This window comes from Pseudomonas sp. MBLB4136 (genome assembly GCF_051904765.1).
Lineage (GTDB): Bacteria > Pseudomonadota > Gammaproteobacteria > Pseudomonadales > Pseudomonadaceae > Aquipseudomonas.
The window spans coordinates 785,427-798,604 of the sequence record NZ_CP196713.1 but is presented as its reverse complement, the minus strand read 5'-3'; the positions used below and the strand labels follow the sequence as shown (position 1 = coordinate 798,604).

General features: G+C 58.6%; 17 protein-coding genes. 3 read left to right on the top strand and 14 right to left on the bottom strand.

Annotated features, from left to right (window positions below; all coding sequences use genetic code 11):
* Positions 1 to 26 precede the first annotated feature (26 nt).
* From ACSX1D_RS03495 to ACSX1D_RS03455, 9 genes are all read right to left on the bottom strand, one after another.
* On the bottom strand, positions 27 to 1,325 hold the full coding sequence (locus tag ACSX1D_RS03495; RefSeq protein WP_439860994.1) for a zonular occludens toxin domain-containing protein: 1,299 nt from the start codon (positions 1,323 to 1,325) through the stop codon (positions 27 to 29).
* A gap of 1 nt (position 1,326) precedes the next feature.
* Entirely contained in the window at positions 1,327 to 1,689 is a 363-nt protein-coding gene (locus ACSX1D_RS03490) for a DUF2523 family protein (protein ID WP_439860993.1), read from the bottom strand.
* 8 nt (positions 1,690 to 1,697) lie between these two features.
* Positions 1,698 to 2,795: a hypothetical protein gene (locus ACSX1D_RS03485; RefSeq protein WP_439860992.1), complete on the bottom strand. Its 1,098-nt coding sequence runs from the start codon at positions 2,793 to 2,795 to the stop codon at positions 1,698 to 1,700.
* Positions 2,796 to 3,144: 349 nt separating this feature from the next.
* Positions 3,145 to 3,384: a major capsid protein gene (locus ACSX1D_RS03480; RefSeq protein ID WP_439860991.1), complete on the bottom strand. Its 240-nt coding sequence runs from the start codon at positions 3,382 to 3,384 to the stop codon at positions 3,145 to 3,147.
* A 5-nt stretch (positions 3,385 to 3,389) separates the two neighbouring features.
* Positions 3,390 to 3,641 carry a hypothetical protein gene (locus ACSX1D_RS03475; protein ID WP_439860990.1) on the bottom strand — a complete coding sequence of 84 codons (252 nt, stop codon included), beginning with the start codon at positions 3,639 to 3,641 and terminating at the stop codon, positions 3,390 to 3,392.
* Positions 3,642 to 3,835: 194 nt separating this feature from the next.
* Complete coding sequence (locus ACSX1D_RS03470; protein ID WP_439860989.1) at positions 3,836 to 4,195, bottom strand: hypothetical protein; 360 nt, start codon at positions 4,193 to 4,195, stop codon at positions 3,836 to 3,838.
* Between the two features lie 539 nt (positions 4,196 to 4,734).
* The gene (pflM, locus tag ACSX1D_RS03465) at positions 4,735 to 5,049 is read right to left on the bottom strand and encodes a lysogeny maintenance protein PflM (protein ID WP_439860988.1); all 315 of its coding nucleotides are present in this window, start codon (positions 5,047 to 5,049) and stop codon (positions 4,735 to 4,737) included.
* Between the two features lie 3 nt (positions 5,050 to 5,052).
* Positions 5,053 to 5,274, bottom strand: coding sequence for a hypothetical protein (locus ACSX1D_RS03460; RefSeq protein WP_439860987.1), 222 nt, complete (start codon positions 5,272 to 5,274; stop codon positions 5,053 to 5,055).
* Positions 5,267 to 5,539: a DNA-binding protein gene (locus tag ACSX1D_RS03455; RefSeq protein WP_439860986.1), complete on the bottom strand. Its 273-nt coding sequence runs from the start codon at positions 5,537 to 5,539 to the stop codon at positions 5,267 to 5,269. Before ACSX1D_RS03455 ends, ACSX1D_RS03460 begins: the two co-directional genes overlap by 8 nt.
* Positions 5,540 to 5,991: 452 nt before the next feature.
* Between ACSX1D_RS03455 and ACSX1D_RS03450 the strand changes: the two genes are divergently transcribed.
* Positions 5,992 to 6,201, top strand: coding sequence for a hypothetical protein (locus ACSX1D_RS03450; protein WP_439860985.1), 210 nt, complete (start codon positions 5,992 to 5,994; stop codon positions 6,199 to 6,201).
* A gap of 45 nt (positions 6,202 to 6,246) precedes the next feature.
* Complete coding sequence (locus ACSX1D_RS03445; protein WP_439860984.1) at positions 6,247 to 6,576, top strand: hypothetical protein; 330 nt, start codon at positions 6,247 to 6,249, stop codon at positions 6,574 to 6,576.
* A gap of 505 nt (positions 6,577 to 7,081) precedes the next feature.
* On the opposite strand, the gene ACSX1D_RS03440 is transcribed toward ACSX1D_RS03445, so the two are convergent.
* From ACSX1D_RS03440 to ACSX1D_RS03430, 3 genes are all read right to left on the bottom strand, one after another.
* Positions 7,082 to 7,885, bottom strand: coding sequence for a hypothetical protein (locus ACSX1D_RS03440; RefSeq protein WP_439860983.1), 804 nt, complete (start codon positions 7,883 to 7,885; stop codon positions 7,082 to 7,084).
* A gap of 111 nt (positions 7,886 to 7,996) precedes the next feature.
* Positions 7,997 to 8,860, bottom strand: coding sequence for a restriction endonuclease (locus tag ACSX1D_RS03435; RefSeq protein ID WP_439860982.1), 864 nt, complete (start codon positions 8,858 to 8,860; stop codon positions 7,997 to 7,999).
* Positions 8,861 to 8,936: 76 nt separating this feature from the next.
* Positions 8,937 to 9,653, bottom strand: coding sequence for an SOS response-associated peptidase (locus tag ACSX1D_RS03430; protein WP_439860981.1), 717 nt, complete (start codon positions 9,651 to 9,653; stop codon positions 8,937 to 8,939).
* A 1,377-nt stretch (positions 9,654 to 11,030) separates the two neighbouring features.
* On the opposite strand from ACSX1D_RS03430, the gene ACSX1D_RS03425 reads away from it, so the two are divergent.
* Positions 11,031 to 11,705, top strand: coding sequence for a hypothetical protein (locus tag ACSX1D_RS03425; RefSeq protein ID WP_439860980.1), 675 nt, complete (start codon positions 11,031 to 11,033; stop codon positions 11,703 to 11,705).
* A gap of 143 nt (positions 11,706 to 11,848) precedes the next feature.
* On the opposite strand, the gene ACSX1D_RS03420 is transcribed toward ACSX1D_RS03425, so the two are convergent.
* Together ACSX1D_RS03420 and ACSX1D_RS03415 are read right to left on the bottom strand one after the other, a co-directional pair.
* Positions 11,849 to 12,577: an MBL fold metallo-hydrolase gene (locus ACSX1D_RS03420; protein ID WP_439860979.1), complete on the bottom strand. Its 729-nt coding sequence runs from the start codon at positions 12,575 to 12,577 to the stop codon at positions 11,849 to 11,851.
* A 231-nt stretch (positions 12,578 to 12,808) separates the two neighbouring features.
* Positions 12,809 to 13,096: a panthothenate synthetase gene (locus ACSX1D_RS03415; RefSeq protein WP_439860978.1), complete on the bottom strand. Its 288-nt coding sequence runs from the start codon at positions 13,094 to 13,096 to the stop codon at positions 12,809 to 12,811.
* Positions 13,097 to 13,178 lie beyond the last annotated feature (82 nt).

The following is a 13,178-nucleotide window of genomic DNA, read 5'->3' as shown; positions in this document are numbered from 1 at the left end:
GAGCCGCTCCGCCGGCGCGCGGCGCGCTAGTTGGAGAACGGTTTTTCATCGCGCGAGGTGTCCTCGATGATCGTGACGCGCGGGGCGTTAGCCTCGAAGCGCTGTTGCGCGGTGAGCTTCGGTTCGGGTGCGGATGGCTGCGGTCGGTTGGCGGCTTCGGCTTGGGCCAGTTGTGGGTCCGAGCCTTGGCATAGGGCCACCCCACTCCAGGCCTCGCGCCGCAGCTCGACGTAGCACGGCGTAATCACCCGCAGGCGATAGCCCAGGGCGCGCAGGTCGTTGGAGGTCTGCGGGAAGTAAAAGCCGTTCTCGTCGAGCAAGTGGAACAACACCAGCTCTTTGCCCATTTCATTGTGGTAACCGCTCATGGCGACTTTCACCACCAGGGTGCGGTTCCAAAAAGGGTGGGAGCCGGGCTTGTCTGGTCCTACAGCAGGAGGCCGATCAGCTTGGCCGTCAGCCAGAGGATCGCCAGCCACAGCAGCAGACGCAGGAGCAGCTTGCCCAGCAGGCGCAGGGGCGGCAGCAGCAGTCGCTTGAGACTTGTGGTGAGTGAGGCCGTCAGTGAACAGAGCAGCGGAGTCGCCAGAGAAAATAGAGCCGACAAGAACGGCAATAAAGCCCAGAAGACCCAGAACCTTAGGCGACAGTAGAAGGTTCTTACCGGCAGCGGTATCGCGGACCTGGCCGGTGGCGGTGGACTCGTAGAGGCGGAAGGTGTCGGCGCTGATCTTCTTGAGTTCGACGATGGAAGAACCATCTGACAGGGGGCGGTTTTCCTGGGCATCGTGCATGGCCTCTTTGTAGCGACCCTTGATCCCGATCAGGGCGAGGTTGGCGTGCAGATAGGCCTTCTCGCAGGTCAGGCGGATGTCGTCGCGGATGTAGCGGATGTTCGGGGTGGTCAGCACCACGTCCCAGTTCCAGTGGCGATGGCGGGTCCAGCCATCGAGCCAGCCGGTGGGGCGGTCGGCTTCCTTGGCCTTCTCGATGCCACCGGGGTAGTCGAACTGCTCGAGGTCTTTTTCTCGCCAGCTCTTGGGAAAGAGGATCTGCGTCTCGTCGAAGATCAGGAAGGCGCCGCGCGGGGCCCACATGAACCAGCGCCGCAGCTTCTCCAGATCCTCGGTGGATTCCATCGACAAGTTGATGACTTCGGTGGACTTGGGGCAGTCGGGGAAGACGTCGTAGACCCGATCCAGGGTGAAGCCGCGGATGTTGGTGATGATGGTGCGGCCTTCCTTGATCGCCGGGATGGCGTCGTCCTGCAGGGCGCCGGAGGTCTTGAAGCTGCCGTTTGGACCATGGTGAATCTTGATCGACATGTCAGCGGCCTATGAAGGGAATGAACTTCATGGCCCAGCGGGTCGGCACCGCTGAGAAGATGATGGTCAGCGCCTCGGGGATGCGGAAGAACGCCAGGGTGTTGCGCATGTCCTCAGGGATGGTCGAGTAGGCGTTCTGCACCTGCTGGGTGACGCCCAGGTCATGGAAGATGTCCTGCACCACCTCATAGCCGATCTCGGCGGCGAAGATCAGCGACTGAAAGTAGGCGTAAATCATGGCCTTGGTCAGCACCACCATGACCTCTTTGATGAAGTCATAGATGCCCAGGTACAGCCAGTTCCAAGCGTCCTGAATGAAGGCGTTGATGCCGGTGAAGAAGTCGGTGATGAAGGAGAAGTCCATGGCCTGCCTCACTCGCGAATGAAGATGATGTAAGTGGCGAGCAGGGCCGCGAGAAAGACGATGATGGCGCCGATGCCGGAAAGCTGGTCGGCGTATTCGCTCAGGCAGATTTCGTGGGTCTTGCCCGCCACGGTGAAGGTCTCGCAGGCCAGTTGCCCGCCGCTGCCGGAGAGGCCGAGGTCGGTGACGCCCTGGAACAGGTCGCCGAACTGGTTGGTCAGGGTGGAGAGCTCGAGCTTGGCGTCCTCGATCTTCTGGTCCCATGCATCGAGGTCGAAGCTGCCGCGTTCATTCGGGGCCTCGGGTGCGTTGGGGCTGGACTCGGTTTCTTCGGTCAGAGCTTCGCCGATGGCGTCCAGGCGCTCGGTCAGGGCCTGCTGCAGATCGTTGATGGCCTTGTTGGTGGCGCCCTTGTCGGTGCCCTGGGCGCCGCCGCCGACCACGACGTTGCCAGGGGCCTGTTCGTCGTTATTGGGATTGCCGTCGGCGTTGCCGCCATTGTTTGGGTGGTCGGGGCTGTCGTAGCTAATCTTCTCGCCGGTCTTCTGGTCGACGCACTCATAGGAGCCGTTGACGTAGGTGCACTTGCGCGCACCGTTGGGCAGGCATACCCATTGGCCGTTGAGTTCGCCGCAGGTGTCGGTTTCGCCGTAGCAATAAGGATTGCCATCGCGGGTGCCGCAGTTCGGTTGCTTGGGGTCCTGGCAGAACTCGTGGGTATCGACACGCAGACAGGAAGGTTGGTCGTTGCCTTCGCTGGGGGTGGGGGCGGTTTGCTCAGGCGGGATGTCGGGATTGTTTTCGCCGGCGCTGGACGGCAGGCCAGTGGCGGCAAAGGTCGCCATGCAAAAGGTTAGGGCCTTGTTGTCGTGATTCGGGTAGGGCTTGAAGTAGCCATTGGGGGCGCTGGTGTAGCCGCAACCCTCGACGGTGATGGAGTCGGTGTGCACGTACTTGCCGCCGACCAGGGAGCATTGCACGGCAGCGGTGATCGAGGTGCCGGCTGCCGGGCACGGCTGAGGCGGCGCTTCGCAACCACCTGTTGAGCCGTTGTATTGTTGGCCCTGTGCGCAACCGTCACCGGAACGGTCGACCGTTTCACCCATAAAAGGCTCACCACCAGCAAAAGCAGCATTACAAGCAGCCTTGCCAGCATGGACCCAAGTCAAATGAGTGAATTTCGCGCCGTTATCTACTCCTGGATAAATCGCCTGACAAGCAGCTACTGCACTCGAGTAATTGCCATATCCGCCCCGCGTCCAGTAGTAATCGGCTGCATAAACGACCGAACTGGAGAGGCTAACTAGGAAAAATAATAGAAATTTAATGCGCGGATTAACCATCAATAAAAAAGGGGCCTTGCGACCCCTCCCCTCACAGATACTCGGCGGAACGGAGGCCTTGCACGAAGGCGCCCGCCATGAGAACGCCGAGTAGCAGTGACCAGATCATCGATCAGATCTTTTTCACGACGGCGATAACGATGCCGATCACCACCAGGGCGGCGACGGCGGCGATCACCGATTGGCCAACGGTGAGGGCATCGGATTCGGCGGCATCGATCGCTGTAGTCACCGCCGTGGTGTCGATGGCGAAAGCGCTGTTAGCCACGGCGAAGCCGGTGACACCAATACAGGCGTTGCGGAAGGACAGCTGGGAACCGAACTTGGCCGCGTGTTGTTTCAGTTGTTTCATGGGTGCTACCTCTTGAGTTTGCGCAGTTGGGAGATAATCAAACCGACTCCGAACCCCAGGGCGAACAGGGCCAACGTGCCCAGAAAGCCGATACGGAAGAGTTCGGCGTCAAAGCCGCCTTGAATCAGGAGGTCCAACTGGCCTCCCGCCTCGGGCGGCAACACATAGCCTTGAATCCACTCAAGTGACGTGCAGGACACGGAGTTGTCCGGGTGGGTGGTCCAGGCGCGGCAGGCCTGAATGAATTCAGTGGCCATGTTCAGGCGTCGCCCGGTACGTCGACTGGCTCAGATACATCGAGGCAGTCAGGGCAGACGCAAAAGTCAGGCGCCGTACGGAAGTCCGAGAGCAAGTCGCTCTGCGCGGCCGGCATGTTGTGCAGCTGCCCCATGGGGGCCATGCACAGGTCACAAAGCACGCGGTCGAAGATCAGCACGGCGCAGCCCTCCCCTTAACTCTTGGCCGCGTCAGGCGACGGCTGTTGGGCCGCTCGCTGAGGGCTGGCCGGGGTCTGGCGGGAGGCCGGGCGCGGGTCGACGGCTTCGATGTGCAGGGCGAGATTTTTGCCCTTGTTCTGCCCGCCTCGGGCTACGTCGAAGGTGATGCGCACCTTCTGCAGCGGGTCGAACTGGGCGCCGGCGGCGAACACTTCATCGGCCACGTCTTCGGCGATGGCCATGCCGATGATGGAAAGACCGTGCTCGCTTTTGCCGTCCGGTTCATCGCCATAGAAAATCTTGGCGTATTTGGCGTCATCGACCTGGGTCATCTGAGTGCCGAGAAATGCAACTTCCATAGTTGAACGTGCCATTGGTATTTCCTCGTTGAGTTGCGCGTTATTGCGCGGTTTTGCCTTTCAGCAGGCCGAACGATCCCGAGCAGATAAACTGATGAAGTTCGCTATCTGCCAGGTGTGGTGCGGCTTGCAGGGGGTTATGTGTACCTAGTTATACGCGATCAATTAGCCAAAAATTCACGGTTAAAAAAACATCAAGTTGAAGGGGTAAGTCCGAAACACACTGTTTTAGTCAGGTTCCCCACCGTTCAGAACTTCAACATCGCTCATGTTCAACCCGCGTAATCGAGGCATGAATGCGCAAACCGAGTTGCCTGGGACAGATACCCACCGGCTGCGCCCGTGGATATCTGTCAGCCCTCGACCCCACACGTGGGGCCCCACTCGGGCCTTGGGCAAAGCAGGTTTGCACCTGAGAAGAAGGAGAAGCAAAAGCGCGCCGAGGCTCGGGTTTGACGAACCAGCAGGCCAGCCACTCGCGCCACAGGTAGCGGGTGATGCCGTGGCCGACGATATAGGCAGCCGGCGCCAGGACGATGAGCAGGACGATCTGTTCAGAAGTCATAGAAGAGATCCACTGGCGGCAGTGATGGAACGGCTGGGCCGCTGTCCTGCACAACGCTCCAGTACTTCGGCGGCTGGAGCGGTGGCGTGTGTTTCTCGCAGATAAAGGCCGGTGTCACTGCCCAGTCCGAGAGCAGGACCTTCCAGGCGCCAGCTACGAAACCCATCTTGACGACGCGAATCGGCAGCGCAGAGGCGCGGCGGCATAGGGCGCATGGTGTGGATGGGCAAGGATCGGGCCTGGCCATTTCGGCTTTGGACCAGCAGACAGAGCAGGCGCAGTCCGCGGAGTGTTCGAGTCGCATGGCTCATACCAATCCCCTCAGTCTGGTGATGCGGAAATGCTCCCGGGCGTGTTCCTGGGCGAGCATCGAGGTCAGCGGGTCGTGAGCGACCACCGCTGATACCGCCAGATCAATGAAGCGATGACATTCGCGGCGAGACTCGCCCCGAAAGCAGCGCTGCCAGCGTTTCTGATGGGTTGAACCATGGAAGCTGGCGACCTCGACGATGCAGGGAGCGCTAGTCATCGGCGTAATCCCCGGCGCAGAAGATGGTTTTGCCCTTTTCCAGGTCGCGGCGGATGCGGTGCAGGTTGATGACGCGGCGGCGGCCGATCTTCACGGTCGGGATGGCTTGCGACTCCACCCAGCCGCGCACCACGTCCTGGGTGACGTCTTCGATGCCGAGCATTTCGGCGAAAACCAGCTGGGAACAGAACGGCGAATCACGGAAGTCGGTGATGCGCTCTGCGTTTCCCTGTGCGTTGAACCCCACTACTCCAGACTGTTCCATGTGAAAGCCCCTATAATCCGATGAACCTTAACCACTGATTCGTGGAATATTTCCACAGTTCGAGTGGAATAATACCACCGGCTCACGCAGGTGGAATATTTCAACAGACGGTTTTTAAGACCTTTATGGAATCAACGCAGGATAGGGTTAGGCACTTTATGTCTAAGCTTGGTCACCGAGAGGTGAGTGAAGCTACTGGCATCAAAGAGGAGCGCTGCAAAACCATCAGGTACGACAAGAGAGCCAACCTCAGGACGAATGAGCTCGACCTCATTGCAGAGCATTACCCTCAATATTCGCTGTGGCTGAGAACCGGCAGGATTGATCCAGGCAATGGAGAGACCAGCCCGGACTATGACGAAGCCAATCGAAACTTGATCGGTCAAAACGCGGGATAGCAATCACAACGGAAGTGACTAGACGCTGGTACGCCCGAAAGGTGGAGAGATCGAGTGAAAGAGAGCTTTGAGAACATCCGGGCCGAGCGCGAGGCGCCGACCTTCAGACGGCATCAGCCTAACCAATATGCGGGGCTCTGGAAGCAGATCGCCCTGGGCATCATCGTCGGCGGCAGCGTGCTGAGCCTTATCGGCACTCTGCTATGGCTGATTTCGGTAGGCGCATTGCTGGGCGGCATGACCATCGCATTGCCACGCCCCTAGGCAGGCATACGGGTCGCGGTATTTCCGATGGAACGGAGCAACATCATGAAGCAAGCACTTATCGCCTTACTCATCCTGTCAGCGCCCGCTTTTGCCGATGACGAAAAGCCCGTCGCTACCCAAGCGGCAGAAACCATTTCCCCCTACGTGGAAGCCTTTAGCAAAAGCGTAAGCAGAACCCTTGCCGAGGTCATGGCCGGCGGCAAAGGCCCGATGGCCGAAGGTGCGCGCGCCAACCTCAAAATGCAGGATCAGCGCGAGCGGGAAGCCAATCGCGGCACTCGCAAAAGCATGAAGGAATGCATCAAGCCGGGAAACGTCATTGATGATGACGTAAAGGAGTGCATTGAAGGACTACGCGAAAAAACGTGGTAGCCCTATCCATCTAAAAACCATGATCTATTCCCATATATAATTTTGTGCTGCGTCTAATTATGCGACCGCATAGCACTTTAGTTCGACCTCTCTGTACATGCAGGGCTTGGCGCGACAGTGCAGTAGTAAACCTTAGAATTACATGTTGCAGTCCAAGTGTATCGTTCATTATCAGCAATCGTAATATCAGCTGGTGGGCAGCCAACGTGTCCAGAAGAAACCGTTTGCCGCTCCTCTGTGATTGTCGGGAATGAACCGCAGCCTGATAGAATAACTATTGCTGACAAAGCTAGAATAATTCGACTCATATTGCCCTCTGCAAAAGGTTGCATAACATTAGCTAAAGAAGTTAGAGCTAAAGGGGCCAGAGTGATTAACAATCAGATCACTCCGACCCCTTTAGCCTTGCCCCCATATATTTATACGTAAAGACCAAGCTTAGGCGACCGCTGCCGCAGAACGGCGAAAGGGGTGGTACGGTTGTAGGTCACTCTGAAGTACCGTGTTAAGCATGTGCGCGCGACTCCATTTCGATTTCTGGATAATACGCATAGCGAATGATCGCGCTTGGACAACGGACATCAAAATGAACGTGAAGATCAAAGAGCAGTCGTGGCACTGCTTGCTTGTACTCATTCAACAGCTCAAGATGTTGTTTCCGCGAAATACCGGTAGTTATCGCCTTGCGATGCTGGAACCCGTCATCGCGTAGTTTCTTTAGTTTAGAAAATGACGCCCATGAGCGACCCGAAAGATCGAATGCACTCCCCGTTAGCTTAGCCGGCCACGTCTTCATTTTCGTTTCGATATTTTCTCTGAGAGCGACATTATCGCCGGATGCGCGGAGCCGAGTCATGTATTGATGATTCAGAAAAGCCTCAACTGCCGCGATCCCCGCGTTCACCGCAGCTAAGAAGCGCTCCCAACGACCGGTCTGGATCGCACTATCGAAATCCTCCTTGCTTATCTCGAACGTCGCCCAATAGTCACTTTCGTTATAGACACCATCGCCGCTAACCACAGACTCGTACTCACCTGTGATGTGATTGGGCCGGGATACCGTTACTCCCTCCGCAGTCCATTGAGCACCGATGAGGTTCTCGTAGATGGGCACGCTCTGCGAAAAATCTCTGCAATGAGCGACAACGCGTGCGAAGTCGCGTCCGTTCTGAGCATAGTGCGCCTTCACATCAGACACTGCCCGAATTTGTCCGTGAATGTCATTGTAGTGATTGCCATGAAATGCCAGAGCCAAAATCATGTTGTAGGCGTTTCGCTCAGATATACGCTTCTTTGCTCTGAATGCCATACCGATGTGCCTCACTTATGCCTAACGCTTAGCTCACCGGAGAATCAGGAGCGCAGCGAATATTTATAAAATAATAGAAGGGAGCAGTTTTATTTTTCTACTCTGACCTCCTTAAACAGGGACAACTCCACGGCATTTCGGATACTGCGAACAGCCCCAAAACTCATTACCAGCATTGGAGCCGCGCTTTGCAATCCGTTTCAGCATGGCCGACTTGCACACCGGGCAACTGGGCGCGAGTGTCTGTTGAGGCTGAAGCGGTTTTATAGGGGTCGGGGTTAGTGTTGGGGGCTTGGTTTGCGTGCTGCGAGTTGCCGCAATCCAACGATTGAGTTCGGCGCCTTCGACCAGGCGAATGTTGCGGCCGCTGGCAAAGGTCTTAGCCTCATCGGTAAAGGTGCCCGAGGTGACGACAAAGCCACCTACCGCCCCTTCCGCCGCCATCACACCGAAGAACTCGCGTATCACGGCAACGCCGACCTTGAGTGAACGCCACTGCTTGCACTGGACCAGGTGCTTCTCGCTGCCTTTGCGCAGAATCAGGTCAAGGCCACCATCCGGGCCGTTGCCGCCCGTTTCGGTAACGGTGAAGCCCTGCCGGCGAAAAGCTTCGCCCACCAGTTGCTCGAACTGCTGCCAGCTAATGCCGTCGAGGGTCTTGCCGGGCTTGGTAGCAGTAGCCACGTCCTCCATCAGCTTGCGGCGCTTCGCTCGGCCGAGCACAGAGCCGATAGCACCAAGGATGAATGCGCCTGGAATGACGAACTGAAGCACCATGGCAGAGCTTTGCCAGAGCTGCCCCGTCAGTGCAGAAGAAAACTCCTTGTGGCTGGTGAAGGTCGCTTGCGGCGTGGTCGCTACAGAATGGAGATACAGCCAGGCGGCCAAGGCGATCAGCAGGCTTACCCACCAGGGCAGACGGCTGGCGATGAAAATAAGGTCTTCAAAAGGCGAGGTTTTCTTGCGACGTGCCATCCCTGGTTCCTACCTATTCCTTGGCACTTGGCCATTAGCGATACCGGATAATGCCGCAAAGGCTGAAACATTGGAACTAGAGCGGTTCATTGCCGGTGGATAGCTCCACGGCGTGCAACAACTCAGGGTAGTCATTGCGGGTGTTGTTGACCTCTGTGCTGACCGGGTGGGCGATAAGGTCATGCCGAGCCTGGGCCACCACTTGGCCAACCTGGTCAGTCGAGAGACTGGCCGACAACCACAGGTCGAACTGCTCCGGGGCCAGGACAACGGGCATGCGGTTGTGGATGGCGTGAATGGACGGTGCCGCTTCCGTGGTGAGCAGTGCGCAAGACAAGACTTGCTGATCATCCGGGCCCTGCCAGCTGGACCACAGCGCGGCGAAGGCCAGCATCGAGTCATCAGGGGCATGGATGTAGTACGGCTGCTTGACCTTGCGGCCGCTCGGGCTGCGTGCCGATTCGTGGGCATTCCATTCGTACCAGCCCTGGGCGGGCATCAGGCAACGCTGGGTACGGTAGCTATGCCGCCACATGGGCTTTTCGGCGGCTTCTTCACTGCGGGCATTGAAGGTCAGGGTCGGCAGGCTTGGCTTCTTCCACCACCCCGGAATCAGCCCCCAGCGAGCGGGCACGACCTCGGGCGATCCGTCGTCATTGTTCAGGACGATAGGCACCGTCATGGTCGGGGCTACATTGTAGATCCGCTGAATCCACCGCCCGGAGTTGCGCGCGCCGATGTGCCAGTAGCGCTCCATGGCTGCTTCGTCGGGGCTGACGTATCGACCGCACATGGGCACCTCTTGAGCTCAATCCGGGGCTATTCAGCCCCTTCTTCTATGGTGTCCCAAAGTGTCACCTCTTTATCTCTGCCCTCAAAGCAAGAAATACGCGTAGCCTAGAGCAACAGCAATAGCTGAAACGCAGACGGTGACAGGCCAGAAGTAAGCAGAACGTACAGATCGTGAACTCAAAATTTCCTGAGCTTGAAGATGGACGTAAGAAGGTGGCGTCCGAGACTTAGCAGATCGCTCAATGCGTTCTACATTTGAAGGACGCTGCTTAGCGGGCTGAGCCGGGGGCCCACCAGCCCTGAAGCTATCCCAGGAGGCTTTGTGCCCCTGCTGGCGAAGCTCCTCACGACGCCACTCTCGATCCTCAAGCCCCATACAGCCCTCCTAGCCTCCAAGAATTTCTCCAATCTTATCTTAGGTGTATGACATCGTCTTGCGGAGCAATGCTAGCGGTGACTACATCGGCCTGTTTTTCTGGAAAGCTCTGTTTTGACGAGGGCCGAGGCAGGCTGAAAGCCCCGTTTTATGGGCTTTCCTGGCTCAGAGTGTAGCCGCTCAGGTGATTCATAATGCTGGGGTCCGGGGTTCAAGTCCCTGCGTAGCCACCAAACAAAACAAGGGTTTAGCGAAAGCTAAGCCCTTTTTTGTTTGTCCAGCAGACTACATCCCGACTAACTGCCTTTCTCCGGACGGTTGCTACACTCGCTGTTGCCCTCAAAGACTCCCTGAGTCAAACGCACCACGCCCTCATTGGAAATGCTCAGTAGGTCGTTGCCATAACGAGCGTGCAGATCTTTCAGCAATAGCACGCCATCCTGCCCGTCATTGTGCCCTATGCGCCAGCTACGCCCCTTTCGATGAGCAGCATCAGGCGCCCGGTCAACACCACCCCGACTGATAACGTAGCGCCCTTCACGACGCTTGTAGACCCAGCGCCTATTAAGCCGTCCTCGGTATCGGCGCGCAATGCACCGGCCAGGCCTCGTTGCAGAGCGGATGGCGGGTGCCTGGCCGCTAAATAGCCAGTAATTCACGCACCCTGAACGGCACTACCGTTCGTCGCCGCCACCGCTCAAAAAATGAACAAAGCGATTTCTGCCCGCTCAGAGAGTAGCCAGACGACGGCGGAGGCATTCGCCCCGCCTTCCAGCAAACCAGGAGCTTTTTCTCACAGGCACGAGTCATGTGCAGGGGGAGCTTTTACTTTTGAAAGAGGAAATCGAATGACTGAAGGCTCATTCGCCAGGCTGTAACCGGTTCGACCGTTTCGTCCTGAAACCGAAGATCGGCTCTGGAAGCGTTTCTTAACTGCAAATGTAAAAACCTAATGCCCACAACGCCCTGATTGTGTGGCTCACCTGATAAAAAGAGGCACCCATGGATTTCACTTTCATTACTGCGCTGTTCGAGCAGAAGACCACCATGGAGTTTATGCGCCTAGGGATTGTTTATGCGCACCTGATCGCCTGCTGCGTCGCCATCGGCATGGTGTTGACCAGCGACTTCGCGATGATCAAAGAATTGTTCAAGGGTGGAAACTCCCACCTGCAAGACAGCCAGCATATGGAAAGCCTGCAGAAATCCGTTTCCGCCGCCCTGGCGGTCCTCTGGCTCAGTGGCGTGGCGATCATCTGGCTGGATATCAGTGCCAGCGGCTTGTCCTACCTGCTCAACCCCAAGCTGCAGGCCAAGATCACCATCGTGATGCTGCTGACCTTCAACGGCATGCTCCTGCATGGCGTGGTGTTGCCCGCCCTGCAGAAGGCCGGCTCGCTGCTCAAGCTGAACTTCAGCATGCGCATGTTCGCCCTGTTCGCCGGTGCGCTGTCGGGCGTGTCCTGGTTCTATGCGGCGATGCTGGGCATCGGCCGCCCGCTGTCCTGGAAGTATTCGCTGACCGAGATTCTCGCTGCCTATCCGGTGATGATCGTCGGTGGTTTCGCCGCGATGGTGCTGCTCACCCAGTGGGCGATGAAGCGTGAAGCCCGCGAAGAGCAAGGCGATCTCGCACTTGCCCCGGTCATTCGCAACCCGGCACTGGCAGCGGGATAAGCCACGCTGGTTCCTTCGCCAGGCTGAACATCGGCCTGGCCCCTGACGCCCTCGAACGCCAAGCCGTTCGGGGGCGTCTTGCATTCTGTTCCCGCGCCGGCAGCGCGCCCGTGGCCCGACTGCCGAGGCTTGATAGCGCAGCGCTACCGGCTCAGCGAGTCTGCCAGGGCCCGCAGCAGCGCCGCGCCATCGCCTTTCCAGGCGCTGCCATGCATACAGGCCAGGGTGGTGGGCTTGGCGCTCGCCAGGTGCTCGAGCAACGAACGGGTATTTTTCGTATGGGAGAAGTAGTCCAGTTCATGCCGGTAGGCTTCGCTGGGCCCGAGGATATCCGACTCGGTGATGGGCGGCAGGTCGCTACCACCCTGGGTGAACAGGTCGCCGCAGAACAGGGTGCCGGTCCGCTCTTCCGCGAGAAAGCCGCATTCCCAGGCGTGGGGCAGGTGCGGTGCGTCGAACCAGCGCACGACCCGCGAACCCAGCGAGAGGCGCTCACCGTCGGCCATGGCTCGCGGACTGCGGTCGGCCAGGTCCTCGATGGAGACCATGGCGGCGATCGCCCCGCATAGCGGCACGGAGTTCGGCGCGGCAGCCAGCCACTCGTTGAGCGAACCGCACTCGTCCGACTCCACATGGGAGAAGGCGATATAGCGCAGGCGCTCGACCGGCAGGATGCTGGCGACCGCCTCGCGCACCAGGGGAAACAGCTTGCGCGGGCCGGTGTGGAACAGCAGGGGCTCGTCGTCGACGATCAGGTACTGATTGAACGAGAAACCACCGGCACCGGGGATGACCAGCGGCGTGTTGATGCGGTAGATGCCGTCGGCCACCTCATGCACATTGGTGCCGGACTGATGGTTGGTAACGGCCATGACGCCTCCTCGTTGTATCCGTGAATGTTCGCCTTGTATGGCTCTATATGCAGACAGTCCGAAACCTAGGCGATAACGCGCCACTCGCCGGGTTTCGCAGAGCCAGCCTACGCCCCGTCCGGAGGGAATGTCGGCCAATAAGCCCACACACCTGGCCATCAGGCTGACTATCCCCTGGCCATCCGTTTAACTGGGAGGTTGGCCGCCCAGGGTCGGCGTCCTCCCCGTTACTCAGCCCCACTGTTTGCCGAGCGCGTCGAGCCCGGCATGCTGCAAGTCCTGCGGACTCATCAGGATGCGGAACCGGCAGTCGGCCTGAAAGTTGAGGAAGAACGGCTCCGCAATCGCCGGCACCGAGGAGGGTTCCTTCACCTCGATCACGAAGACGCCCGCGCGCCTGCCGCCCTCCTCCGTGAAGTAGGCGGCCTCGGGCTTGATGGTATCCAGGATTCGGCCGATGACCTCACCACAGGTGCCGTTGCGAACCAGCGCGTTGAAGGGTTCATGGGGGGAACTCAACCGAAAGCAGCATCTTCATGGGGTGATGTCCTGCTGAGGCGGCATGCCAAGGCGCTGCCGCATACGCCCGGCTACTGCCCTG